This window comes from Aminobacter sp. AP02 (genome assembly GCF_003148805.1).
GTDB lineage: Bacteria > Pseudomonadota > Alphaproteobacteria > Rhizobiales > Rhizobiaceae > Aminobacter.
In genome coordinates this window covers 329,518-353,220 of sequence record NZ_QGGX01000002.1, presented here as the reverse complement: position 1 = coordinate 353,220, position 23,703 = coordinate 329,518, and the positions used below count along the sequence as shown (strand labels likewise).

Genomic DNA, 23,703 nt, shown 5'->3' with positions numbered 1-23,703 from the left:
GCACAAAAAAATGCCCGGCGCGAACGCCGGGCATCTTTTGGACAGCCGTGCTTGAAGAATTACTTCTGCTGCACGTACGTGAACTTGCCGTCGGCACCCTTCTGCCATTCGTACATGACGTAGCCGGGCAGCTTCGGATCGCCCTTTTCGTCGAAGGAGATGTCGCCGAGCGCCGTCTTGAACGGACCCTTTTCCTTGAGAGCCTTTGCCACGGCCTGCGTGTCCGTCGAGCCAGCAGCCTTTGCGGCTTCGGCGATCGACTGCATGGCTGCATAGGAATAGAGCGTGTAGGCTTCCGGCTCGAAGCCGGCAGCACGGAACTTCTCGACCAGATCCTTGTTTTCGGGGATCAGGCGCGGGTCCGGACCGAAGGTGTTGAGCGTACCGGCAACAGCGTCGCCAGCGATCGAGGCAAGCTCGTTGGAAACGATGCCATCGCCCGAAACCAGCGTTGCCTTGAGGCCCTGGTCAGCCGACTGGCGGATGATCAGGCCGGCTTCGGTGTGAAGGCCGCCCCAGTAGATGATCGAAACGCCGGCTTCCTTCATCTTGGCGATGAGCGCCGAGAAATCCTTGTCGCCGATGTTGACGCCTTCATACATGACTTCCGTCACGCCGGCGGCGTTCATCGCCTTCTTGGTTTCGTCGGCAAGGCCCTGGCCATAAGGCGTCTTGTCGTGGATGACGGCAATCTTGGCGTCCTTGAACTTCTCGGCGAGGTACGCGCCAGCGATGCCGCCCTGCGCGTCGTCACGGCCGCAGGTACGGAACACGTTCCACAGGCCGCGCTCGGTGAACTTCGGATTGGTCGCCGCCGGGGTGACTTCGAGGATGCCGTTCTCGGCATAGACTTCCGAGGCCGGGATCGAGACGCCCGAGTTGAAGTGACCGACAACGAACTTGACGCCGTCGGCGACGAACTTGTTGGCGACCGAAATGCCCTGCTTAGGATCGGAGACGTCGTCACCAACCACAAGCTTGATCTGCTCGCCATTGATGCCGCCCGCGGCGTTGATGTCGGCAACAGCCTGCTCTGCGCCCTTCTGGAGCTGCGCTCCGAAGGCAGCATTGGGGCCGGTGATCGGACCGGCAACGCCAACGATGATATCGGCCCATGCGCTGCCGCTGAACGCTACCAGCGCGGTCAGTGCAACAGCCGACAAAAGTGACTTTTTCATTGAAACACTCCCATTAATTGAGTGGGCGTGGAGTTTCTTTCTTGCGATGCCCACCCATATCGCAGAAAGGTGAGTTTGCCGATTTTCCGGCAGTTGTCACGCCAATTCATTGGCGAATTGGCGCCGATATTTGTCCCATTCCCCTCAGGACTTCGCTCTCCAAGAAAGAGGCGAAACCTTTTCATAAAGCCAATTGTATTGTGTCACCATTTGGTTTGTTCGCGTGTATTTATAACCAATCACTGCGAACACCATGAGAACGATAGTGTCGACGATGTAGAATTGGAGCGTAAACATCGTGCCGTTGAACAGGGCATGGTGGATAAAGCGTATCGCGATACCAAGCCCCAATATGTAAAGCACAAGCTTGCCATAGCTCCGCCACGTCTGCGCGCAGGCTCGACCGGTCATCCAGGCCGCCCAACCTCCCAGAAGGCAGGTGACGAAAAAGAACTGCCAGATCGAGGGTTCCTCGTAGATGATACCCTGCATGATGGATCCTCCTAGTGGCGGCCGCCTTCGAGATAGGCCGCACGAACCTCTGGATTGGCGAGAAGGTCCTTGCCAGTGCCGCTCATCGTGACCACGCCATTGACCATGACGTAGCCGCGCGTGGCGAGCTTCAGCGCGCCGAAGGCGTTCTGCTCGACCAGGAACACTGTAAGGCCCTGGGCGCGGTTGAGCTCGCGGATGGCGTCGAAGATCTGCTTGACGATCAGCGGCGCGAGACCCAGCGACGGCTCGTCGAGCAACAGCAGCTTGGGCCGTGCCATCAGCGCGCGACCGATGGAGAGCATCTGCTGCTCGCCGCCCGAAAGCGTTCCGCCACGCTGGGCGATGCGCTCCTTGAGCCTGGGGAACAAGGTGAACACCTTCTCGACGTCCTCATTGTAGTATTTGAGGTTGTCGAGGCTTGCGCCCATCTGCAGGTTTTCCATGACCGTCATGCGCGGGAAGATGCGCCGGCCCTCGGGCGACTGCGCGATGCGCAGCCTGGCGATCTCATGCGTCGGCAGGTCGGTGATGTTGGTGCCGGCAAAGGTGATTGTGCCGCTGCGTGCCCTGGGCGTGCCGAAGATGGTCATCATCAGCGTCGACTTGCCGGCACCGTTGGCGCCGATCAGGGCAACGATTTCGCCTTCATTGACCGAGACATTGACGCCATTCAGCGCACGGATATTGCCGTAGTAGGTCTCGACACCCTTGATGTCGAGCAAGGTCTTATCCGTCACTTGCCACCTCCGCGCTTGGCTTTCGCCGGCTTGGCCGCTTCACGCGCCAGCGCCTTGGCCTGCCCCACCCAGTCTTCGCGCTCGATCCGCCCGTCGAAGGCGAGATAGGCCTCCGCCGCGGCGATATCCGCCTTCTTCCATGCCGCCACCTGGTCGAAATGGAAGATGCCGTGTTCGTTGAGCTTTCGTTCGTTGACCGGCCCGATGCCCTTGATCACGATCAGCCGGTCCGGCACCCCGCCGCGCGGTGCGGCAAGCACATTTGAGATGGTCTTGGCGACCTGCGCCTTGGCCGGCGCCTTTGCCGCAGGCTTGGCTGATGCCTTGGAAGCGGGCGCCTTGTTCGTCTTGGCTGGAACCTTCGCGGCAGGCTTGGCGGACTCAGCTTTTGGCGTTGTCGCCGGCTTCACCGCGGCCTTGGGTGCGGGCGCTGTCTTTACCGGAATTTTCGCAACAGCGGCCTTGGTTGCCGGCGAAGTCGCTGACTTCGGGGCAGTTGTCTTGGCAGATTCTGCTGGCTTGGCCTTAGGTGCCGTTGCCTTCGGCGACGCGGCAGGCTTCGCTGCGATCTTTGCTGCCGGAGTTGCCTTCGTGGCCTTGGGCGCGGTCGCTGGCTTCACCGGAGTTTTCGCAGCAGCCGCCTTGGTTGCTGCCTTGGGTGCCGCGGTCTTTGATGCCACTGCTACCGGCTTCGCCACATCTTTTGCCGCCGATGCCTTCTTCTCCGGGGCATTGGCCGCTTTTGCCGCCACTGTCGGCGCCTTGGCCTTTGCCGAGGCTGGCTTCGCCTTTGTTTGAACGGCAGGTGCTGCCTTTGCCGGCTTGGGCGTGGCCATCAATCCGGCCGCAGGTGCTGCAACCGGCTTTGCTTTCGGCGTTTTCCGCTTGACCGGAGTTGCTTCGGCTGCCGAACGCGCGGCGTCGAGTGCTTCGACTTGTGCCGCCTTCGATGCCCCCTTGGAGACGGTGACGATCTCGCCGTCTCCATCGCTATGGCTGATCGTGTCGCTCACCGGTCCGGCCATCATCGACGATGACGAGCTTGGGCCATGCGCCGGATCGGGCACGCCCTCGAGTTCCTCGATCACTTGCTCGTCGCCGACCTCGACCAGGACGGTGGTGACTTCCTCGTCGTCGACGCCGAGATAGGCGGCGATGACCTTCGGATCGGTTCTGACCGACGTCGGGTCGCCGTCGGAAATCTTGCGGCCATATTCGAGCACCACGACATGGTCGGAGATCTGCATGACCACCGACATGTCGTGCTCGATCAGCAGGATCGACGTCCCGGTAGTGTCCTTGATGTCGATGAGCAGCGTGTTGAGCGCCAATGACTCCTTTGGATTGAGACCTGCCGCCGGCTCGTCGAGGCAGAGAAGTTCCGGTCCCGTGCACATGGCCCGCGCGATCTCGAGCCGGCGCTGCGCGCCGTAGGGCAGATCGCCGGCCGGATCGTCGGCACGATCGATAAGCTCGGCTTTTTCCAGCCAGTGCTTGGCGATATCGACCGATTCAGCCGAAGCCTTGCGGTAGCCGCCGAGCCCAAGCAGGCCCATGACGGTGTAGCCCGAGGCCTTCATCAGCTTGTTGTGCTGCGCCACCAGGAGGTTTTCGAGCAGCGTCATGCCCGAAAACAGCCGGATGTTCTGGAACGTACGCGCCACCTTGGCCTTGGCCGTGATCTGGAAGTCGGGCATGCGCTCGAGCAGGAATTCCCCGCCCTCGCGTCCGGTAAAACGGATCATGCCTTCGGTCGGCTTGTAGAAGCCCGTGATGCAGTTGAAGACCGTGGTCTTGCCTGCGCCGTTGGGGCCGATCAGCGCGGTGATTTCGCCGCGCTTGGCCTCGAACGACAGGTCGCCGATGGCAACCAGGCCACCGAACTTCATCGACAGATGCTCGACCTGCAGGATCGGCTTGTTCATGGAAACGCTCGCGTTCATCAGCCGTGTCCTTCCTTGGTGAAGGAACTGGAGACAGCCTTTCGCTCATGCAGGAAGGCGGTGGGTTCTCGACTGCCGACGAAACCTCGCGGCTTCCACAACATCACGATGACCATCGCCATGCCGAACAACAGCATGCGGTAGAGTTCCGGCGTGAAATCGGGCCCGAAGACGACCTTGAGGAACTCCAGTTCGCGCAGGATTTCCGTGCCTCCGATCATCACCGCAGCCGCGACCGCGATGCCGACAAGAGAGCCCATGCCACCAAGCACGACGATGGCAAGGATGATCGCCGATTCGAGGAAGACGAAGGATTCAGGCGAAACGAACCCCTGGCGTGCAGCGAAGAACGAGCCTGCGAAGCCACCGAACATCGCACCCGTGGCGAAGGCGGTCAGCTTGGTCGTCGTCGTATTGATACCGAGCGAGCGGCAGGCGATTTCGTCCTCGCGCAGCGCTTCCCAGGCGCGACCGACCGGCATGCGGCGCAAGCGGATGGTGACGAAGGCCGTCAGCAGCGCCAGTGCGAGGATGAGGTAATACAGGAAGATCTTGTAGTAGGCACCGGACTGGGCGATGCCAAGCACCTTGGCGATGTAGTTGGGATCCGAGACGTTGAACGACATCAGGCCAAAGAAGCTGACCTTCGGAATGCCCGAGATGCCGGCGGCGCCATTGGTCACTTCGCGCCAGTTGATCAGCACGAGGCGGATGATCTCACCGAAGGCCAACGTCACGATCGCCAGGTAGTCACCTCTTAGCCGCAACACGGGAAAGCCGAGCATGACGCCCCAGAAGGCAGCCATGCACCCTGCGACCGGCAAGAGGATCCAGAACGACCAGCCGAGATGCGTGGCCAGCAATGCATAGGCGTAGGCGCCAACCGCATAGAAGGCGACATAGCCGAGGTCGAGCAGGCCGGCGAGGCCGACGACGATGTTCAGGCCCCATGCCAGCATCACATAGATCAGGATCTGGATGCCGAAATTGTCCACCCATTTGAGCGAACCCTGGAAGCCGCCGGCAAGCGACCCCGTGTAAAGCGTGAGCCCCAATACGACGATAACGGGATAGACAGCCAGGACGCCGATGCCCAGGGCGGAAAAATGCTGCTGGATGAAGGCGCGGAAATAAAACAGCACCGACGCCAGGGCGTAGATGATTGCCAGCGCGCGAAGGAACCGCATGTAACCGGCCAGATGGGGCCCGAAGATTCCGTCGAGGGACCCGGCGAGAACCAGAAGCACGGCCACGATCGCCAGTGCCGCGATAAAATAGGGCAGCCGGAAGAACCGGGTCGCCACACTGTCGGGCAGCAGGCCGCTGGCGGCATCGACGATATTTTGCCTCGCCATGAACGGCTGACCGTAGGCGACATAGAGGAAGCGTCCGGCCATCACCAACGCCACGACTATGGCAAGCAGGCCCCAACGCGGAACCAGGATCAACTCGTTGCGGATGTTCTGATCGGTCCTGAGACCGATGAACAGGAAGAACAGGCCAAAGGAGATGGCACCCGCATAGAGTGCTTCCTTGATGCCACGCTGGAACGGCGTTGCGGTCTCTTCGCGGACAGCTTGTGCGATATTGGCCATTGTCTCAGACCTTCTCGACTTCGGGCCGGCCAAGGATGCCGGAGGGCAGGAAGATGAGCACGATGGCGAGGATCGAAAACGCTGCGACATCCTTGTAGTCGATCGAGAAGTAAGCCGACCACATGCTTTCGATGAAGCCGATCATCAGGCCGCCCAGCATGGCGCCCGGCAGCGAGCCGATGCCGCCCAGGACGGCTGCGGTGAAGGCTTTGACGCCTGGGACGAAGCCGTCGGAGAAGGCAACGACGCCATAATACATCAGGAACAGCGTGCCGGCGACAGCGGCCAGGGCTGCGCCCATGATGAAGGTGATGGAGATGGTGCGGTCGACATCGATGCCGAGCAGAGCGGCCATCTTGCGGTCCTGCTCGCACGCCCTCTGGGCACGGCCGAGGGACGTCTTGTTGACGAGGTACCAGAACAGCGCCAGCAGCGCGACGGTTACCACCACGATGATGATCTGCTTCAGCGAGATCGAGATGCCGCCGACATTGTAGACCGTGGAGACCATCGGCGGGATCGGCTTGTTGCGCGGACCTTGCGTCACCTGGACGAAGTTCGACAGCGCGATCGACATGCCGATTGCAGTGATCAGTGGCGCAAGCCGGAATGAACCGCGCAACGGCCGATAGGCGACCTTTTCGATCGTCCAGTTGTAGAGGCTGGTCATCAGCATCGCCACGACCATCATGACGAGCAGGAACAGCACCACATTAACCGAGACAAAGATGCTGGTCAGGATCAGGAACACGATCAGTGCGACAAAGGCCCCGAGCATGAAGATGTCGCCATGGGCGAAATTGATCATGCCGATGATGCCGTAGACCATCGTGTAGCCGATAGCGATGAGGCCATAGATGGACCCCAGCGTCAGCCCGTTGACCATCTGCTGGACGAAATACTGCATAAGAATGCGGCTCCCCTGGAATGTCGCGCCAAGCACGCATTCCTTTTGATATTTCCCCTAGTCCTAATGTTTCAAGCCTGGATTGCAACGTGATTCTTACACCCGTTGCCGCCTGCCGGACGGCATTTGAAGCCGTCTCTGTTTTTATGTTGTCCAGGCCCTGGACCATTGCGAAACCTATCATTGGCTCAACGCAATGTCTTTGCCGATTCCGGTGATTTTGCGCGCCAAGATCGAAGAATGTAGCGCTCCATCAACCCACCGCAACAGTTTCTTGCGCCTTACCGCTGATCTCCCTTCTAAGATTGTCTAGACATATTGGCTGTCCTGTCTCCCTGCCATACGACTATTTGCCTATGAAACCATGGCGAGCGGATCGCAGTCTTCGATGACGATCGTGTCCTATCCGGCCATCCGCGCCCACCGGCCGATTGTCGGAACGATGGCCCTCTTTCCGGCCACTTCGATCTGGCTTTCAAGACACCCTTCCTGAACAGCGATCCAATGACCGATTCGCGCATGTCGCCGCGCCGAGTTCGCCCGTGCCCAACCATGCCGGAACTCGAGATGGGGAACCGAAGATGGTCACCCTGCGGCCAGCATCAACGTTTTGGGATTGGCACAAAGGACTCCGTGCGCCGGTGAGCAGGTGCATGTTCCCTTGGGAAGGCCGGTCCCGAACCTCGGAATTTACAACGGCGAGCGCGCAGCATCCCCGCCCACATATCGCCACCGATGGCTGATATATCATCGATATATGACTTGGCGACCAACGTTGCGAATCCGCGCCCAATCCTAATATATCAGCAAAATATCATTGTATTTTCAAGAGATTCAACATGCAAGCTGAGAAACTGCAACCAGCTGCGCCGCGAGCCTATCACGAGCTCGAGCGACTGATCGTGACCCTCGAACTTGCACCCGGCAGCGTCGCCACCGAAGGCGGATTGATTGATCTGCTCGGCTTCGGCCGCACCCCGGTGCGCGAAGCGATCCAGCGCCTGGCCTGGGAAGGCCTGGTCGAAATCAGGCCACGGGCGGGCCTCGCGATCACGCCGCTGCACCCCGGCGATTGGCTGCGCGTGATCGATGCGCGCCGCGGCATCGAGATCGTCCTTGCCCGCTCGGCGGCGCGTTTCGTCACCCGCGACGCCGCAAGCCAGTTCCACGCGGCAGCCCTTGCGATGCAAAAAGCAGTGATCGCAGGCGACGTGCTTGGCTTCCTCCAAGCCGACAAGGCACTCGACGAGGCACTTGCGTTGGCCGCAGACAACGACTTCGCGGCCCGGCTGGCAGCGCCCCTCCAGCCCCATAGCCGCCGCTTCTGGTTTCGCTTCCAGCGCGACACGGAACTGGCAACCTCGGCCGAGCATCATGTCGCACTGATCCGCTCCATCCTCGAGCAGGACGAGGATGCGGCGGCCCACGAGGCCGAGCGGCTGATGTCGATGCTGCGCACCCATGCCGAGACGGCGGCGACTCGGTGACACACGTTGCAGGCAATCACCGCCTTGGCTCGGATTTGCGCACGAGGTCTATCGCGCTTTCCCATCCGTCACCTGCGGCGATCACACAACTGCGCCCTTTGACGTCGGTCATGAGCACATTCCATGTGCCATCTTCCGAGATGTGGACTTCTGTTATGGCGTCGTCGCTGGCGACGCCATAACCGAGACGCCGCTCCTGAAAGTTATCCAGCAGGTCCGCGATGATTGCGTCATGGTCGCTGCAAAACAGCTGGGCGAAAGCCGGCATCGCCGACAGCGACAACATAGGACCAAACGAAGCCAGCCCACATCTGCGAAGTGCTGTTGCCAGTGCCATTTGGCACCTCCTTGCCGCCGCATCTGCGCGGAAAGGTATCGCCCCATACTAGCACAACAGACAAAGACCAGACGCACGGGCATCGGCCGTCTTCTTCTACATTTGCGCCCGATTGCATGCGGGCGCATATCCGCGTCGAACAAGACGTTCGCGCCAGAACGAAAAACGGGCGCCACCAGGCGCCCGCTTCATTTTCGGTCTCTTGGGATCAATCAGTTCATCGTCGGAATGACGAACTCCGCACCGTCCTTGACGCCCGACGGCCAACGCGAGGTCACCGTCTTGGTCTTGGTGTAGAAGCGGAATGCATCCGGACCATGCTGGTTCAGGTCGCCGAAGGACGAAGCCTTCCAGCCGCCGAAGGTGTAGTAGGCGATCGGCACGGGGATCGGCACGTTGATACCGACCATGCCAACCTGCACGCGCGAAGCGAAGTCGCGGGCCGCATCGCCGTCGCGGGTAAAGATGGCAACGCCATTGCCCATCTCATGGTCGTTGGCGAGCTTGATCGCGTTCTCGTAACTCGGCGCGCGGACGACCGACAGCACCGGCCCGAAGATCTCTTCCTTGTAGATGCGCATGTCGGCGGTGACATGGTCGAACAGGCAGCCGCCCATGTAGAAGCCCTTCTCGTATCCCTGCATCTTGAAGCCGCGGCCGTCGACGACGAGCTTGGCGCCTTCCTTGACGCCGATGTCGACGTAGCCCTTGATGCGCTCGAGCGCCTCGCGGGTGACGACCGGGCCGAAATCGGCCGACGAGTCGGTCGAGGGGCCGACCTTCAGGCTTTCGACGCGCGGGATCAGCTTTTCCATCAGCCGCTCTGCCGTGTCGTGACCGACAGGAACGGCAACCGAGATCGCCATGCAGCGCTCTCCGGCCGAGCCGTAGCCCGCGCCGATCAGCGCGTCGACGGTCTGGTCCATGTCCGCATCGGGCATGATGATCATGTGATTCTTGGCACCGCCGAAGCACTGCACGCGCTTACCGTTGGCACAGCCACGGCTGTAGATGTACTGCGCGATCGGCGTCGAGCCGACGAACCCAACGGCCTTGATATCAGGATCGTCGAGGATCGCATCGACCACCGTCTTGTCGCCATTGACGACATTGAGGATACCGGCAGGAAGACCCGCTTCGAGGAACAGTTCGGCGATACGCAGCGGCACGCCGGGATCGCGCTCGGAGGGCTTCAGGATGAAGGCGTTGCCGCAGGCGATGGCAGGCGCGATCTTCCACAGCGGGATCATCGCGGGGAAATTGAACGGAGTGATACCAGCGACCACGCCAAGCGCCTGGCGCATCGAGTAGACGTCGATGCCGGGGCCCGCGCCGTCGGTGAACTCGCCCTTCATCATGTGCGGGGCGCCGATGCAGACTTCAACCACTTCAAGGCCGCGCTGGATGTCGCCCTTGGCATCGGCAATGGTCTTGCCGTGCTCGCGCGCCAGAAGTTCGGCCAGCGAGTCGTATTCCTTGTTGACCAGTTCGAGGAAGCGCATCAGCACGCGCACGCGGCGCTGCGGGTTGGTCGCGGCCCAGGCCGGCTGCGCTGCCTTGGCGTTTTCGACAGCGGCGCGCAGTTCCTGCGCAGAGGCGAGCGCTACTGTTGCGCGCACCGAACCGTCCATCGGCTGAAGCACGTCCTGCTTGCGCCCGCTGGTGCCAGCGACATGCTTGCCGCCGATAAAATGACCGTAGTCGACCATTGCTTCACTCCCAATTCTTTGTTGATGGGCCATTGTCCCGCTTAACGCGCGCCTTTGCAACGCGAGCGCAAACGCAACCGTTGTGCAAGAAATAAACATCGAGGAGAGCTTGAATGCGATTTCATGCATAGTATGGTCCGTGGATCGCAGCGCCGCCATGCATTCGAGGGATGGAAGCATTGATGAACTGGGATGACGTCCGCATCTTCCTCGCGGTCGCGCGTACTGGTCAGATTCTAGGCGCGGCGCGGCGCCTCGAACTCAACCACGCGACCGTTTCGCGCCGCGTGGCAGCACTCGAAGATGCGCTGAAGACAAAGCTGTTCCGGCGGCTGACCACCGGCAGCGAACTGACGCCTTCCGGCGAACGTTTTCTTGAGATTGCCGAGCGCATGGAAGCCGAAATGCTCACGGCTCGCGCCGAAATTTCCGGCGAAGGCGACGAGGTGTCGGGCACTGTCCGCATCGGCGCGCCCGACGGTTTTGGCGTCGCATTCCTGGCCCAGCGACTGGGTACGCTCACTGCACAGCACGCTGATCTTCGCATCCAACTCGTCCCGGTCCCCAGGACCTTTTCGCTGTCGCGGCGTGAAGCCGACATTGCCATCACAACCGAGCGTCCGAGCGAAGGCCGACTGGTGGCGGCAAAGCTCGTCGACTATTCGCTCGGCCTGTTTGCCTCGCGCTCTTATGCCGAGAAGTATGGTCTGCCGTCGTCGCGGAACGAACTGTCGGCCCATCGCCTGATCGGATACGTATCGGATCTCGTCGTCAGCCCATCGCTCGACTACGCCGCCGAGTTCAGCCCCTCATGGGAATCCGCTTTTTCGATTTCGTCGGCACTCGGACAAGTCGAAGCGGTGCGTTCGGGCGCGGGCATCGGCATCCTGCATACCTTCATTGCCCGCACCATATCGGAGATCGTGCCGGTGACCGCGATCGCGCCGATCCGCCGGGCGTACTGGCTCGTCTATCACGAATCGGTCCGCCCGCTGCGCCGTATCCAGACGGTAGCAGGCTTCATCACCAAGTCGGTGGAACGCGAGCGGGCGTTGTTTATCTGAGCCGGCCTCGCCTCTTCCGACAACTTCAGACATCGGCTAACACTGGCATTTACGCGCGAGGAACCCGATTTGCTGCCCCGCCCCTACGCAGAACTGCTGCGCAAGGCCCAGCGCGCCACGCGACGCGCCGAGGAAGCCGAGGACTTGTTGCAAACGGTGCTTGTAGCCGCGGTCGAAGCCGGGCGCACCGACCTGTCGAAAATCGAGAACCGGCGCTGGCTGGAAGGGGCACTTCGCCGCCGCGCGGCCTTTGATGCGCGTTCGGCGGTGCGGCGCAGGAAGCGTGAAGCGCCATATTCCGTCGTCGGCTACGAACCAACTCACCGAGAAACCGTGCCAGTACGCTTTGTCGCCACCTTGCCGCCCAGCCTGCGCACGACGACGCTCCTCGCCCTCACCGGTCATACGCGGCAGGAAATCGCCTGGCTGCAGCGCCTCGCCGATCCGGCGCTTCGCCAGCGCATTGCCGAGATCCGGCGACGCTGGCTGGCCTTCGGCGGGACTTCGTTCGCGGAAATGCCCGGCCTGGCCGGCGCGCATAAGTTCGGCAGCATCAGGCGCGCCTTGCTTGCCCTGGCAAGGCAGCCGGGCGCGATGCTCGCAAGCCACGACCCCGACGGACATCTTTTTGTGATCGGGACCTCACAAAACCCTGCCGTACGGCAACTCAACAGACGTGCAACTGAAATCACGGAGTGACCAAATGTTCGGCAAGAGCAAACTCGGCAACATCTGCTACTACGTCTCCGATATCGACAACACCGAGGCCTTTTATCGCGATGTCATGGGGCTGGATGTCCAGCGGATGGACGGCGACAAGGAGACAGGGGGCGACTGGCTCATCGCCAATACCGTCAACGGCGTCGACCTGATCTTCTTCCGGATGGAATCACACGCGGGCAACTCGCCCATCATCGTCTTCGAGATCGCAGACGGCGGCATCGATGACGTCGTCTCGTCGCTGGCCGCCAAGGGCGTGACCATCGTCACCCCGGTGAGTCATGCGCCGGGAGGATGGTCGTCCGAATTCGCCGATCCCGACGGCCACGTCATCTCGATGTACCAGTCGACGGAAGTGCCGCGATCGCTGAAGGCAACAGCGAACCCCTGAAGCCTCAGGTCCAAAAGCGCTCGGGGCCTAGCCCGCGGGCGTCGATCTCCGGCTCCCGGCCGGAGATCATGTCGGCGAGGATTTTCCCAGAGCCGCAGGCCATGGTCCAGCCAAGCATGCCATGGCCGGTGTTGAGGAACAGGTTCGGTAGCTTCGTCCGGCCCAGGATTGGCGGTCCGTCCGGCGTCATCGCCCGCAAGCCACACCAGAATTCTGCCTGGCGCAGATCACCTGCACCGGGAAAAAGCTCGCGCAGCGAACGCTCGAGCGGGAAGCGGCGCTTTTCATGCAAGGTCAGGTCGAAGCCCGACAACTCCACCGTGCCACCGATACGGATGCGGTCGCCAAGCCGGGTGATGGCCACCTTGTAGGTTTCGTCGACGACCGTCGACACCGGCGCGCGATCGGCGTCAACAAGGGGCAGGGTTAGAGAATAGCCCTTGAGCGGATAAAGAGGCACGCGCTGGTGCAGCTTGCGCATGAATCGCTCGGAATAGCTGCCCGCTGCCAGGACAAAGGCATCGGCAGTGGAGATACCGTCGTCCGAAACGAGGTGATGAACACGCCCACCCGCATGCTCCAGCGAATAGACACGCTTACCGAACCGGAAACCCACGCCGCGCTCGGTGCAAAGTTCGGCCAGCCGTTCAGCGAACAGCCGGCAGTCGCCGGTCTCGTCGTCGGGCAGGCGCAATCCACCGACGATGTTGTGGCCGGCACCCGCGAGACCCGGCTCGGCCGTGATGCAGCCAGACGCATCGAGAATCTCATAGGGCACCTCGAACCTGTCGAGCACCGCAACGTCCGATGCGATGCCGTCGAGTTGCTCTTGAGTACGAAGCAGCTGCAGCGTGCCATGGCTGAGCTCGTTATAGGAAATGCCGGTGCCTTGGCGCAGGACGCGCAGCATGTCGCGGCTGTATTCAGCGAGCGTCATCATCAGCGCCTTGTTCGCCTGATAACGCTCCGCCGTGCAATTGCGTAGCGTCCTTGCGAGCCACATCCACATCTTGGGATCGAATTTCGGTCGGAAGGAAAATGGCCCATCCTTCATGGCGAGCCATTTCAGCGCCTTGGCCGGCACGCCTGGTGCCGCCAGAGGAGAGGCATAACCGGAGGAAATCTCGCCTGAATTGGCGTAGCTGGTCTCTTGCCCCGGCCCCTCCTGGCGGTCGTAGACGACCACCTCGTGTCCTGCCTCGGCAAGATAATAGGCGGTCGTCACCCCGATAATGCCGCTGCCTACGACTATGACCTTCATTGCGCCCCCATGCGCGCGCGCCCCGAACCGGGCATGCGCGACCTCACAGGCGGCACCCGTCAGGCTGCAGATGGGCCCGGGTCATCGCCGTTTGTGGAGGTGTGCCGGATTTTTCTCGGCACGCCAAGGGTTCGTGGTTCATCCGCGCTGAACACCAGCACCGGGAAGCGGCGGCCAGATGAATTGATGTCGCCTTCAGGCGTGGCGATTCCGGGACGCGCGGCCTCCGGTTGATAGTGGATCTCGTCGACACGAATGGTTTCGCTCGAACCGCGACCGCAATCGACGACGATCGTCTGGCCCTTGCGCAGACCGAGCAACGCAAGCCCGCGCGGCACGGTGATCGGGATGATCTGGCCGACCATGCCGTCCATCGGGCCGTGAGCGACGATGCGGGTATGTGGCGCACCGCCATCGACGCTGAAGGTCACGCGGCTGTTCAGCGTGACCACGTCGGCATCGGCCTCGTTTGAAAAAACGACGTGCGCCGAGGCCAGCTTGCGGCGCAAAAGTGCGACAAGGGGACCGCCCGACCAGGCCAGGCGGTCAAGCATCGTCTTGACGATCGCGAAATCCTTGGTCGTCAGCTGGCATTTGGACATGGCATATCTCCACAAGCGCCGGGGTTTGCCCCCGCACTGGCATGGTACGAAATCGGGTTGTTGAGGTTCGCGCCCGTCAATTGGTGTCTTCGCGCGGCGCTTCCACGGTAATGATCTCGAGTTCGAGCCGACGGCCGTCGCGCGAGGTCCAGGCCACCGATTGGCCCTCACGAAGACCGATCAGGGCAGCCCCCACCGGTGTCAGGATCGAGACCTTGCCCTCGGCGATGTCAGCCTTGCCGGGATAGACTAGAGTCACCGTCTTGACCTCGCCGTCGCCGCCACGAAACGTCACCGTCGAGCCCATGCGGATCACATTGGCGGGGATGCGGCTCAGCGGCTTGATCTTGGCCCGCTCCATCTCGGAGAGCAGTTCCTCGGCAATGCCGGGCAGGCGTTCGAGACTGGATTCAGCGAGGCCGGTCAGCCTGGCGTAGTCGTTTTCACTCACCACGATCTCGTGCTCGCGGCGTTGCTTGATGTTCTGGCGCAATGGAAGCCTCATAGGTTGTCGTCCGATCGGCGCATATCGAAGGGCGCGCGACCGGTTCGTCCGTGGAACGGACGTGTCCAAATGGAGCCCGAGCCGCTACGCGGCCCCGGTGCTCATGATTTCATGCGTTGAAGAATGGGCCCCACGGGCTCGGAAGTCGCATAGCGACCGAGCCGGGGCTAGGATCCCGCGATAGGGCAGACCCGAAACAGGGCAAAGCTGCCGATATGAGCGATGCTGCACATGGGCGAAGAGTCGCCGACCCTGCCTCGCTTGTCAAGGGCGGCAGCCTGAAGGCCTATCCGGCCAGATGCCGGAACGCGGCGACAACCTCGTCATAGACCTTGCGTTTGAACGGCACGATCAGTTCCGGCAGATCGAACATCGGCTTCCACGCCCAGCGATCGAACTCGGCAGAATGTCCGCCGGGAGGCGGGTCGATGGCGATCTCGTTTTCCTCGCCCTCGAAGCGGAAGGCGAACCATTTTTGCGTCTGGCCGCGATATTTACCCTTGAGCGCTATGCCCAGCAGATGCGGCGGCAGGTCGTAATTGATCCAGTGGGGCGCCTCGGCGAGCAGCGTGACGCTGCGCATGCCGGTCTCCTCGTAGAGCTCGCGCATGGCAGCCGGATAGGGTTCCTCGCCCTTGTCGATGCCGCCCTGCGGCATCTGCCACAGTTGATCGGTATCGGACAGTTCGCTGTCAGGTTCGGCGATCCGCCGCCCGGCCCAGACCAGTCCACTGGCGTTCAGCACCATGATGCCGACGCAGGGGCGGTAAGGCAGGTCTTCGAGCGCGGCCTTGGTCTTCGACATAGTCTTATCCTCGTTCGGGGTCGCTCGCGACAGCCGAGATCGGCACGATCTCTATGCCGCGCTTTCGCGCCTCGCTCGCCCATGAGGTCACGGCGTCCACCGTGACGTCGAACGCGCTGCCTGTGCCAATGGCAAAGCCCTTGGCGCGCGCGGTCCGCTCAAGCTCGTCGAGCTTGTTGAGGATCGCGCCACGATCCTGGACCGTGTCTATGATGGCGTCGCCCGCCGCGAAAGGAACGCCGTTTTTCAACGCCTGCTCGGGTGCGAGGCTGCGAGCCGACGACCCATCGTCGATGTAGCCGATGCCACGCTTGCCGAGTTCGGCCATCATCGTGCCCATCGCCTCCGGGCTCGCCGAGAAGCGCGCGCCCATATAGTTCATCACGGCGGTGTAGTTGGTCGTCCGCGACAGTGTCCAGCGTAGGTTCTTGAGGTTTTCGTCGCTGCTTGCATCGACAGTCAGCGTATTGCGGCCAGGATTGACGTTGGGAAAGTCGAACGGCTCGAGCGGCACCTGCATGACGATTTCGTGGCCCTCACGCCGTGCTGCCTGCATCCAACGGCCAAGACTGTTGCCTTGCGGCGCAAAGCCGAGTGTGACCTCCGGTGGCAGCTTGCCAATCGCCTGTTGTGTTCCCGTCTGCGAAAGCCCAAGGCCGCCTATGACGATAGCCACCCGTGCGCCCCGCGCGCCCGACCAGGCGCGAGCATAGACATCGAACGGACGCCGTCCATCGGCGGCACGTATCGGCAGCGGCCCACTGCCGCCGTCCTCGATCAGCGCCTTGTCGGGCAAGTGAGCGATGCGTTCATTTTGCCCGACCGCCGACGGATCACGGATCACAACGAGACCGTTCTCGCCTGCGGGTGGATTGACGCGGATGATCGCCGGGCCACTCGCGGTTGGAGCGGACGTCGAATTCGGCTGGACCGCCTGCTGGGTGGATGGGGCAACGGTCTCAGGTATTGAAACCGCAACGACCTCGGGCGTGCGAAAAGGCTTTTGGCGAAGCGCAATCGACGCGGACGCAGCGACAACTGCCACAATGCACAGGCTGGCCAGCAACGGCCCCTTGCTCAGCCAGGAAAAGCGCCTGCCCTCGCGGCGTGCAGCCTGCCCGAGCGGACGGTCGATTTCTTTTTCGATCTGCACCACGCCGCGCCCTATGCCAACTCCCCGAATCAAACTGCCGGAACCTTGCGGTCCCGGCAGATTGGCATTGCCTCGATCGAGCAACCAGCCCCGCTGGCCGGTGACGACCTGATTTACTGCTGGTTCATCACAGCCTTGTCAGGGTTGGGCGGGAAAGACGGATCGGTCTTTTGGCCACGAAGCAGTTCGAGCGCGTAGTTGAGCTGCAGGTCGTCCTTCGGCTCCGGCGGGACATAGGCTGCCGAGCCCGAACCCTTGTCGCTCTCTTCAACGCCCTTGATGTGGCCCTTGAGCTCGGATTCGCCACGCGTGACGTCGCGGCCCTGCAGATCGGCCGGCAACGGCTGGTCGACCTTGATGTCAGGCGTGATGCCCTTGCCCTGGATCGACTTGCCCGACGGCGTGTAATAGAGCGCCGTCGTCAGCCTGAGCGCGCCATTCTCGGCCAGCGGGATGATCGTCTGCACCGATCCCTTACCGAAGGACTGCGTGCCCACCACGGTTGCGCGACGCAGATCCTGCAGCGCGCCAGCAACGATTTCGGACGCACTTGCCGAGCCACCATTGATCAGCACGACCAGCGGCTTGCCGTCGATGTCGTCGCCCGAACGGGCGTCGAAGCGGGTGATGTCCTTCGGGTCACGGCCGCGCGTCGAAACGATCTCACCGCGGTCGAGGAAGGTGTCCGAAACACTGACCGCCTGGTCGAGCAAGCCACCCGGGTTGAGGCGCAAGTCGAGCACATAGCCCTTCAGCTTGTCGTCCGGAACCTGCTTCTTGATCTGCTTGATCGCGTCCTGCAGGTCGTCGAAGGTCTTCTCGGTGAACGAGGTGATCTTCATGTAGCCGACGTCATTGTCGACGCGGTACTTGACCGCCTTGACCTTGATGACGTCGCGCATGATCGAAAGCTCGATCGGCTTGTCGGCACCCTGGCGAAGGATCGTCAGCTTGATCGGCGTGTTGATCAGACCGCGCATCTTTTCGACCGCGTCGTTCAGCGTCAGGCCGCGAACTTCTTCGCCATCGATCTTGGAGATGTAGTCGCCGGCCAGGACGCCGGCCTTGGAGGCCGGGGTATCGTCGATCGGAGTGATGACCTTGACCAGCTCGTTTTCCATCGTCACCTCGATGCCGAGGCCGCCGAATTCGCCCTTGGTCTGGACGCGCATGTCCTTGGCGGCTTCAGCGTTGAGATAGGACGAGTGCGGATCGAGCGAGGTCAGCATGCCGTTGATGGCGTTTTCGATCAGCGACTTCTCGTCCGGCGGGGTCACATACTGGCCACGCACGCGTTCGAAGATATCGCCGAAGATGGCAAGCTGGCGGTAGGTCTCGGAGCCCGCCGCATTCGCTGTCGAACCGGGTGCACCATACACCAGGCTCATCGCTGAGGCCCCCATCAGCGCCCCGGCAAGCAGAAGCGACAGTTTACGCATCATTTATGTCCTTCCAGAGGTGCGGTCCGCCCACCATGGGGTCGGATCGACGGGTTTTCCATCCTTGCGGAACTCGACATAGAGTTCCGGCGTCGCATTCGCATTTTCCGAAGCTGAGGTGCTCGCCACCCTCGCCTCACCCATCGCGCCGATCGGCTCGCCTGCTAGTACGGACTGACCCGGCGCGACGCTGATTCTGCTCATCCCCGCCAAGACGACATGATAGCCGTCGCCTGCATTGAGGATCAAGAGTTGACCATAGGAGCGGAAAGGCCCCGCATAAAGAACACTTCCATCCGCCGGAGCTGTCACGATGGCGCCCGATTGTGTCGCAACCATGTCCCCAAGCATGGTTCCGCCTATGCCGTCGGAGCCGCCAAAGCGGCGTTTGATGCGCCCGGTCACCGGCAACGCCACCTGTCCCTGCAGCAGAGAAAACGGTGCGGAAGCAACGAGTTGGTTGGCTTCCGGCACCACAGGAACGAGAGGTTGGCTTGCTGCCTTGGCGGCCTCCTCAGCAGCCACTCGCGCTGCCTCCGCGTCGGCGGTCTTCTTCGCCGCCTGCTTGTCTAGCGCTGCGATCAATTCTTTGAGACTGTCAGCCCGCGCCGCCAGTTCGGCCGATTTTTTTGTCTCTTCTGCCAGAGCGTTCTCGGATTCGCCGCGTAGCCTGCTCTTGGCTTCCAGCAGCAGATCGAGCCGCGCCTTCTCGCCCGCCTGGGCCGTCATCGCCGTGGTCAGCCGGTCACGCTCGGCCTCGATCGAGGCAACCACCCGCGACAGTTCCTTGAGATCGGCCATCAGAATGTCGGTCTCCGAGCGCAGCTCGGGGACCACGGCACCCAGCAGGATCGCGCTGCGGATCGACGACAGCGCGTCTTCTGGCTTGACGAGGATCGCCGGCGGCGGATTGAGGCCCATGCGCTGCAGCGCGCCCAAAACCTCGGCCAGCACGCCGCGGCGCATGTTGAGCGAGGTACGGATGCCCGCTTCCTGCTCCTTGAGCCCCTCAAGCTTGCCGGCAATGTCCTCGATATCCTGGCCGAGCTTGCGCTCGGTCTTGGCCGACTGGATCAGCGCTGCAGTGATCGAGGCATGGTCCTTTTTGACCTGCGCGATCTCGGCGGCCAGCTTTTCGCGGCGTTCGGCCGACAACTCGATGTCGCGCGCGACACTCTCGTAGACCGAACGCGTCTGGTCGGGGTCGGGCAGTGGAGGACCGACCTGGGAGGAAGCCGCTCCGCAGACAAGCGCGATCGCCCCTGCCGCGACAATGCCGCGACACGGCGATAGCCACGCCTTCAGTGGAGAATTCCGCGCCATGCAATGATCCGGTTGTATGTCAGCGACCTTAGTGGCGGCATCGTTAACGAACCATCAACCATGCTGTCGGGCACGACCGCAAGCGGACATTTGACCAGCCATTTTGTCGAATTCCGGGCGTTCACGCGCGATGATAGGGATGTCCCGACAAAATGGTCGCGGCACGGTACAGCTGCTCGCCAAGCATGATGCGCACCATCTGGTGCGGCCAGGTCGCGGCACCGAACGAAATCAGCAGCTGAGCTTCGTTGCGCAGCGCCTCATCATGGCCATCGGGGCCGCCAATGCCGATCATCAATCCGCGCTGGCCGCCATCGCGCAGCGAGGCGATCTTGTCGGCGAATTGTTGCGAGGAGAGATTCTTGCCGCGCTCATCGAGCAGGATGAGCGCCGTTCCCGGCCCCATCTGGGCGCGCAGCCTGTCGGCCTCCTCGCGCCGCCGCTCATCGACGTCGCGGGCACGGCTTTCTGCAATCTCGGTGACACCGGAAAAGTCGAAGCCGAGCGCGCTGCCGCTTTTGGCGAACCGGTCGAGATAGCGGTCCGCAAGTTCCTTCTCAGGGCCGGCTTTCATCCGGCCCACGGCATGTATCGCTACCTTCATCCCTGACGTCTAACGGTTCAATGAACCGTTTCTTCCTCGAAATCCGGCGCCTGCCACATCTTTTCGATGTTGTAGAACTCGCGGATTTCGGGCCGGAAGATATGGACGATGATATCGCCTGAATCGATGAGCACCCAGTCGGCGCCCGACAACCCCTCGACGCGGGCGGTGCCGAGGCCGGCATCCTTCAGCGCCTTGAGGAGGTGATCGGCTACCGCTGCGACATGGCGGTGAGACCGCCCCGAGGCAACGACCATGTAGTCGCCCAGGCTCGATTTCCCCTGAATGTCGATGGAGACGATGTCTTCGGCCTTGGAGTCTTCCAGACTGGCAAGGACTGTCTTGATGGCGCGGGCAACGGCGTCGAATTCGCCTATCCCGGCCGGCGAAGGCAGGATTTCCGCCCTCTTCCGAAGTGCTGTTCTCAGTGTCTTTCCTTTCCGACAGGAACAACCAAATCGCCCTGAACTCGGACGACACCATTTAGATAGGCAGAGTTGGGCTACAGTTTCAAGACAAAGGGGCGCAAACACCTGACAACAAGCCGTTAGCACCCATCTTTCTTGACCTGCTACGGGTCAACCGGCGGGGGCAATTGCGCCGACATCGGCGAGAAACTGCCAGTGTCAGCCGTTGGGACGGCGCGCGTCGTTCGCAGCCGCCACAGGACAAAGGCCGTGAAAATGGCACCGATGGCAATCGCCACATACATGAAGGCGTAGGTGCCGTAGAGAGCGGTCAGCACTGTGCCAAGGCCCGGCACGATGAAACCCGACAGCGACCAGGCAAACAGCATGCTGCTCGACAGTGCCACCAGATCGTCCTTGCTGGCTCGGTCGGAGGCATGCGCGCTCGACAGTGAATAGATCGACTCGCTTGCCCCGCTCCACACGACGTAGATCGCGACCATGATCGGCAACGCGCTGCCGTCGAAGCGGCTCGCGGCAATACCAGCGACCACCACCAGCAGGCCTGCAGCCACAAGCACATAGCGCCGGTCGGTCCTGTCGGAAACCCAGCCGAAAGGGATCTGGAACAGCAAGGTGCCGAGCGGCATGGCAAACAACAGCGTCGCCACCTGCTGCTGGCTGAAGCCGCTTGCAGTGGCATGGATCGGCGCGAAGCCGGTGACCAGCATCGACACCCCGCCGACCGCCAGCATACCGGCGACGCCGACCGGCGAAATACGCCAGGCACGCGCCAATACCACCGAGGCCGCCTGCGGCGGCGGGGGCTGGCGCAGGCGCGTCAATCCAACCGGCAGAATCGAAACGGCATTGAAGGCGATGCCCAGAAGCGGCGCCTGGGATGTCGCGATGTCAATGAAGCCAAGCAGGAATGAGCCGACACCGAGGCCCACGACATACGAAACGTAGAAAATCGCCATGACGCGACCGCGTATCTCGTTGCCTACGGCATCGTTGAGCCAGCTCTGGGCGACAATGAAGAGGCCGCAAATGGCAAAGCCGTAGAGTACACGCGCTGCGATCCAGACCACAGGAAACGTTCCTGCCCCTATCGCGACGTTGGAGAGCACGATCAGGGCTGAGAACACCATGTAGGCACGAGCATGCCCCACCCGGCGCACCAGCGCCCCGGTAAACAGGCAGCCGGCAAGGCCGCCGGCGGAAAGGCCGGTGAGGATAGTGCCGGCCCATGTCGGCGCGTAGCCCGCAGCGCCCAGGCTGACCGGGATATAGCCGAACATCAGGCCGTTGCCGACCGCCACCAGTGCCATCGCCAGAATGACCCCGGCAACCGCAATCACTGGTGCGGGCCGTTCATCGTCCTGGCCTGCCGCGTGCTTTTGTTTCATGCCCCACTGTCACCTGCCTTGGTTGCGATGCGTAGTGGCAAAAGCGACATCGGCAGGCTGGCTCGGCCAATTGACCGGCCTGGATCAAAGGAACGAGCGCGCGTTTATGCCGATCGATATTTCGTGCAAAAAGCGTGTCGCAGCAACAGCGATCAAACGGGACGCGCCGGCAAGGGGCATACCAGCGGCGTTCTCATGCAGGAAAGACCAATGACCCCCGTTCAAAAAGCCATCTGGTTCATCGAAAGCCACTATTCCAGGGACATCGGGTTGGACGAGATTGCCGCCATTGGCGGTGTCTCTCGTTTCCACATGTCCCGCGCTTTCGGTGCCGCCACCGGCCATTCGCTCATGGGTTACATCAGAGCCCGCCGCCTTACCGACGCGGCGTTCACGCTGGCCAAAGGCGCGCCCGACATTCTGGCGGTCGCGCTCGACGCCGGCTACGGCTCGCATGAGGCGTTCACCAGGGCCTTTCGCGACCGCTTCGGGCTCACGCCCGAGGCGGTGCGTGCGAAGGGTGCTGTTCCCCAACCCGAATGCGTGGAGCACCTCAAAATGGACGAAACCTTTGTCGAAAACCTTGTCCCGTCGCGTTTTGTCGACGGCGGCCCCCTGCTCATCGCCGGCTTTGGCGAGCGCTACACCTGCGAGACCAGCATGGCTATCCCGTCGCTATGGCAGCGCTTCGGTCCGCATTTCGGCAGCGTGCCCGGCCAGAAAGGCATGGTCGGCTACGGCGTCTGCTGCAATTTCGACGATGACACCTTCGAATACATCGCCGGTGTCGAGGTCACCGACTTCTCCGGCCTGACATCGGAATTCAGCCGCCTGCGCATCCCGCCACAGCGCTACGTCGTGTTCGCCACCACCGAGCACATTTCAGCGATAAGACGCATCACCAACACTGTGTGGAGCAAGTGGTTTCCGAGTTCGGGCCATGAGGCTGCCGACGCTCCACATTTCGAGCTCTACCCGGAAAGCTTCGACCCGGTGACCGGCAATGGGGGCTACGAGCTCTGGCTGCCGATCAAGAGCTAGTCCTGCTTGGCCGAACCGTTTCGCAAAGCCGTCGATGACAGCAGCGAGCGCGGCCCATGGATGAAGGTCCAGGCCGGGGCCTTCATCCGCGCCAGCCGCGGCGCATCGCCCTCATCGACGCGCGCATAGTCGAAGGTCTTGGCGACCACCGACGACAGGAACGACAGCGTCGCCCCCGGGCGGTCGATGACCGCGATCGGGAAGGTCATGACGATCTGGCGCCAGCGCTGCCATCGGTGGAAGTCGCGCAGATTGTCGGCCCCCATGATCCAGACGAAATCGACGCCCGGATTGCGCGCCTTGATCAAGGCCAGGGTATCCGCCGTATAGCGCACGTTGTGCGTTGCCTCAAAGGCGGTCACCTTGATGCGAGGATTTTCGGCTATGGCCTCCGACAGCTCGATGCGCTTTGCCAACGGCGCAAGCTCGCGCGTGCTCTTGAGCGGGTTGCCCGGAGTGACCATCCACCACAACTGGTCGAGCTGCAGGCGGCGCATGGCGATTTCCGCAACAAGGCCATGGCCAGCATGCGGCGGGTTGAACGACCCACCAAACAGCCCGACCTGCATGCCCTTCATCGCATGTGGCATG

The 23,703-nt window shown here is 62.0% G+C and carries 23 protein-coding genes and 2 pseudogenes; 5 read left to right on the top strand and 20 right to left on the bottom strand.

Translation table 11 applies throughout. The features are described 5' to 3' along the window. Positions 1 to 59: 59 nt before the first annotated feature. The 7 genes and pseudogenes from C8K44_RS03625 to C8K44_RS03595 form a co-directional block, all read right to left on the bottom strand. A complete protein-coding gene (locus C8K44_RS03625) occupies positions 60 to 1,178 on the bottom strand; it encodes a branched-chain amino acid ABC transporter substrate-binding protein (protein WP_109574370.1) in 1,119 nt (372 codons plus the stop codon). Positions 1,179 to 1,322: 144 nt separating this feature from the next. Further along, positions 1,323 to 1,670 (bottom strand): DUF6867 family protein, encoded by a 348-nt coding sequence (locus C8K44_RS03620; RefSeq protein ID WP_109574369.1) that lies wholly within the window; start codon positions 1,668 to 1,670, stop codon positions 1,323 to 1,325. An 11-nt stretch (positions 1,671 to 1,681) separates the two neighbouring features. Next, entirely contained in the window at positions 1,682 to 2,410 is a 729-nt protein-coding gene (locus tag C8K44_RS03615; protein WP_109574368.1) for an ABC transporter ATP-binding protein, read from the bottom strand. After that, positions 2,407 to 2,667, bottom strand: a pseudogene (locus C8K44_RS28225) (ABC transporter); the annotation flags it as partial. The pseudogene C8K44_RS28225 and the gene C8K44_RS03615, both read right to left, overlap by 4 nt. 864 nt (positions 2,668 to 3,531) lie before the next feature. Next, positions 3,532 to 4,353, bottom strand: a pseudogene (locus C8K44_RS28220) (ABC transporter ATP-binding protein); the annotation flags it as partial. Next, positions 4,353 to 5,948, bottom strand: a complete 1,596-nt coding sequence (livM, locus tag C8K44_RS03600; protein ID WP_109574367.1) for a high-affinity branched-chain amino acid ABC transporter permease LivM — start codon at positions 5,946 to 5,948, stop codon at positions 4,353 to 4,355. The gene livM and the pseudogene C8K44_RS28220, both read right to left, overlap by 1 nt. 4 nt (positions 5,949 to 5,952) lie before the next feature. Further along, the gene (locus C8K44_RS03595; RefSeq protein WP_109574366.1) at positions 5,953 to 6,855 is read right to left on the bottom strand and encodes a branched-chain amino acid ABC transporter permease LivH; all 903 of its coding nucleotides are present in this window, start codon (positions 6,853 to 6,855) and stop codon (positions 5,953 to 5,955) included. A gap of 839 nt (positions 6,856 to 7,694) precedes the next feature. Between C8K44_RS03595 and C8K44_RS03590 the strand changes: the two genes are divergently transcribed. Next, positions 7,695 to 8,342, top strand: a complete 648-nt coding sequence (locus tag C8K44_RS03590) for a GntR family transcriptional regulator (RefSeq protein ID WP_109574365.1) — start codon at positions 7,695 to 7,697, stop codon at positions 8,340 to 8,342. 16 nt (positions 8,343 to 8,358) lie between these two features. Here the strand turns inward: C8K44_RS03590 and C8K44_RS03585 are convergent, their stop codons facing one another. Continuing rightward, the gene (locus tag C8K44_RS03585) at positions 8,359 to 8,679 is read right to left on the bottom strand and encodes a hypothetical protein (RefSeq protein ID WP_245417347.1); all 321 of its coding nucleotides are present in this window, start codon (positions 8,677 to 8,679) and stop codon (positions 8,359 to 8,361) included. 212 nt (positions 8,680 to 8,891) lie between these two features. Then, a complete protein-coding gene (locus C8K44_RS03580) occupies positions 8,892 to 10,388 on the bottom strand; it encodes a CoA-acylating methylmalonate-semialdehyde dehydrogenase (protein ID WP_109574363.1) in 1,497 nt (498 codons plus the stop codon). Positions 10,389 to 10,570: 182 nt separating this feature from the next. On the opposite strand from C8K44_RS03580, the gene C8K44_RS03575 reads away from it, so the two are divergent. From C8K44_RS03575 to C8K44_RS03565, 3 genes are all read left to right on the top strand, one after another. Then, on the top strand, positions 10,571 to 11,452 hold the full coding sequence (locus C8K44_RS03575; protein WP_109574454.1) for a LysR family transcriptional regulator: 882 nt from the start codon (positions 10,571 to 10,573) through the stop codon (positions 11,450 to 11,452). 69 nt (positions 11,453 to 11,521) lie between these two features. Beyond that, a complete protein-coding gene (locus C8K44_RS03570) occupies positions 11,522 to 12,151 on the top strand; it encodes a transcriptional regulator (RefSeq protein WP_109574362.1) in 630 nt (209 codons plus the stop codon). Positions 12,152 to 12,155: 4 nt separating this feature from the next. Then, on the top strand, positions 12,156 to 12,563 hold the full coding sequence (locus tag C8K44_RS03565; RefSeq protein ID WP_109574361.1) for a VOC family protein: 408 nt from the start codon (positions 12,156 to 12,158) through the stop codon (positions 12,561 to 12,563). A 4-nt stretch (positions 12,564 to 12,567) separates the two neighbouring features. Here the strand turns inward: C8K44_RS03565 and C8K44_RS03560 are convergent, their stop codons facing one another. The 10 genes from C8K44_RS03560 to C8K44_RS03515 all read right to left on the bottom strand — a co-directional run bounded on the left by C8K44_RS03560 (position 12,568) and on the right by C8K44_RS03515 (position 22,071). Beyond that, positions 12,568 to 13,824 carry a D-amino acid dehydrogenase gene (locus tag C8K44_RS03560; protein WP_109574360.1) on the bottom strand — a complete coding sequence of 419 codons (1,257 nt, stop codon included), beginning with the start codon at positions 13,822 to 13,824 and terminating at the stop codon, positions 12,568 to 12,570. Positions 13,825 to 13,883: 59 nt separating this feature from the next. Then, positions 13,884 to 14,426 carry a GreA/GreB family elongation factor gene (locus C8K44_RS03555; RefSeq protein WP_109574359.1) on the bottom strand — a complete coding sequence of 181 codons (543 nt, stop codon included), beginning with the start codon at positions 14,424 to 14,426 and terminating at the stop codon, positions 13,884 to 13,886. Between the two features lie 76 nt (positions 14,427 to 14,502). Beyond that, positions 14,503 to 14,931 carry a nucleoside diphosphate kinase regulator gene (gene rnk / locus C8K44_RS03550; protein WP_109574358.1) on the bottom strand — a complete coding sequence of 143 codons (429 nt, stop codon included), beginning with the start codon at positions 14,929 to 14,931 and terminating at the stop codon, positions 14,503 to 14,505. Positions 14,932 to 15,217: 286 nt separating this feature from the next. Beyond that, positions 15,218 to 15,736 (bottom strand): RNA pyrophosphohydrolase, encoded by a 519-nt coding sequence (locus C8K44_RS03545; RefSeq protein ID WP_109574357.1) that lies wholly within the window; start codon positions 15,734 to 15,736, stop codon positions 15,218 to 15,220. A 4-nt stretch (positions 15,737 to 15,740) separates the two neighbouring features. Then, the gene (locus tag C8K44_RS03540; RefSeq protein WP_109574356.1) at positions 15,741 to 16,892 is read right to left on the bottom strand and encodes a divergent polysaccharide deacetylase family protein; all 1,152 of its coding nucleotides are present in this window, start codon (positions 16,890 to 16,892) and stop codon (positions 15,741 to 15,743) included. 110 nt (positions 16,893 to 17,002) lie between these two features. Then, complete coding sequence (locus C8K44_RS03535; protein ID WP_109574355.1) at positions 17,003 to 18,331, bottom strand: S41 family peptidase; 1,329 nt, start codon at positions 18,329 to 18,331, stop codon at positions 17,003 to 17,005. Continuing rightward, positions 18,332 to 19,651: a murein hydrolase activator EnvC gene (locus C8K44_RS03530; protein ID WP_109574354.1), complete on the bottom strand. Its 1,320-nt coding sequence runs from the start codon at positions 19,649 to 19,651 to the stop codon at positions 18,332 to 18,334. A gap of 121 nt (positions 19,652 to 19,772) precedes the next feature. Then, positions 19,773 to 20,255 carry a 23S rRNA (pseudouridine(1915)-N(3))-methyltransferase RlmH gene (gene rlmH / locus C8K44_RS03525; RefSeq protein ID WP_109574353.1) on the bottom strand — a complete coding sequence of 161 codons (483 nt, stop codon included), beginning with the start codon at positions 20,253 to 20,255 and terminating at the stop codon, positions 19,773 to 19,775. Between the two features lie 17 nt (positions 20,256 to 20,272). After that, positions 20,273 to 20,650 carry a ribosome silencing factor gene (rsfS, locus tag C8K44_RS03520; RefSeq protein ID WP_109574453.1) on the bottom strand — a complete coding sequence of 126 codons (378 nt, stop codon included), beginning with the start codon at positions 20,648 to 20,650 and terminating at the stop codon, positions 20,273 to 20,275. A gap of 176 nt (positions 20,651 to 20,826) precedes the next feature. Further along, positions 20,827 to 22,071: an MFS transporter gene (locus tag C8K44_RS03515; RefSeq protein ID WP_109574352.1), complete on the bottom strand. Its 1,245-nt coding sequence runs from the start codon at positions 22,069 to 22,071 to the stop codon at positions 20,827 to 20,829. A 210-nt stretch (positions 22,072 to 22,281) separates the two neighbouring features. On the opposite strand from C8K44_RS03515, the gene C8K44_RS03510 reads away from it, so the two are divergent. Next, a complete protein-coding gene (locus C8K44_RS03510) occupies positions 22,282 to 23,112 on the top strand; it encodes an AraC family transcriptional regulator (protein WP_109574351.1) in 831 nt (276 codons plus the stop codon). Here the strand turns inward: C8K44_RS03510 and C8K44_RS03505 are convergent. Next, the gene (locus tag C8K44_RS03505) at positions 23,109 to 23,702 is read right to left on the bottom strand and encodes a nicotinate-nucleotide adenylyltransferase (protein ID WP_109574452.1); all 594 of its coding nucleotides are present in this window, start codon (positions 23,700 to 23,702) and stop codon (positions 23,109 to 23,111) included. The genes C8K44_RS03510 and C8K44_RS03505 overlap by 4 nt on opposite strands. Position 23,703 lies beyond the last annotated feature (1 nt).

Coding starts and splice junctions, on each gene's coding strand:
- rlmH (WP_109574353.1), bottom strand. CDS start 20,255: ATGAAGGTAGCGATACATGCCGTGGGCCGGATGAAAGCCGGCCCTGAG.
- C8K44_RS03555 (WP_109574359.1), bottom strand. CDS start 14,426: ATGTCCAAATGCCAGCTGACGACCAAGGATTTCGCGATCGTCAAGACG.
- C8K44_RS03565 (WP_109574361.1), top strand. CDS start 12,156: ATGTTCGGCAAGAGCAAACTCGGCAACATCTGCTACTACGTCTCCGAT.
- C8K44_RS03510 (WP_109574351.1), top strand. CDS start 22,282: ATGACCCCCGTTCAAAAAGCCATCTGGTTCATCGAAAGCCACTATTCC.
- C8K44_RS03575 (WP_109574454.1), top strand. CDS start 10,571: ATGAACTGGGATGACGTCCGCATCTTCCTCGCGGTCGCGCGTACTGGT.
- C8K44_RS03535 (WP_109574355.1), bottom strand. CDS start 18,331: ATGATGCGTAAACTGTCGCTTCTGCTTGCCGGGGCGCTGATGGGGGCC.
- C8K44_RS03595 (WP_109574366.1), bottom strand. CDS start 6,855: ATGCAGTATTTCGTCCAGCAGATGGTCAACGGGCTGACGCTGGGGTCC.
- rnk (WP_109574358.1), bottom strand. CDS start 14,931: ATGAGGCTTCCATTGCGCCAGAACATCAAGCAACGCCGCGAGCACGAG.
- C8K44_RS03580 (WP_109574363.1), bottom strand. CDS start 10,388: ATGGTCGACTACGGTCATTTTATCGGCGGCAAGCATGTCGCTGGCACC.
- C8K44_RS03585 (WP_245417347.1), bottom strand. CDS start 8,679: ATGGCACTGGCAACAGCACTTCGCAGATGTGGGCTGGCTTCGTTTGGT.
- C8K44_RS03530 (WP_109574354.1), bottom strand. CDS start 19,651: ATGGCGCGGAATTCTCCACTGAAGGCGTGGCTATCGCCGTGTCGCGGC.
- C8K44_RS03560 (WP_109574360.1), bottom strand. CDS start 13,824: ATGAAGGTCATAGTCGTAGGCAGCGGCATTATCGGGGTGACGACCGCC.
- C8K44_RS03545 (WP_109574357.1), bottom strand. CDS start 15,736: ATGTCGAAGACCAAGGCCGCGCTCGAAGACCTGCCTTACCGCCCCTGC.
- livM (WP_109574367.1), bottom strand. CDS start 5,948: ATGGCCAATATCGCACAAGCTGTCCGCGAAGAGACCGCAACGCCGTTC.
- C8K44_RS03625 (WP_109574370.1), bottom strand. CDS start 1,178: ATGAAAAAGTCACTTTTGTCGGCTGTTGCACTGACCGCGCTGGTAGCG.
- C8K44_RS03620 (WP_109574369.1), bottom strand. CDS start 1,670: ATGCAGGGTATCATCTACGAGGAACCCTCGATCTGGCAGTTCTTTTTC.
- C8K44_RS03590 (WP_109574365.1), top strand. CDS start 7,695: ATGCAAGCTGAGAAACTGCAACCAGCTGCGCCGCGAGCCTATCACGAG.
- C8K44_RS03515 (WP_109574352.1), bottom strand. CDS start 22,071: ATGAAACAAAAGCACGCGGCAGGCCAGGACGATGAACGGCCCGCACCA.
- C8K44_RS03505 (WP_109574452.1), bottom strand. CDS start 23,702: ATGCCACATGCGATGAAGGGCATGCAGGTCGGGCTGTTTGGTGGGTCG.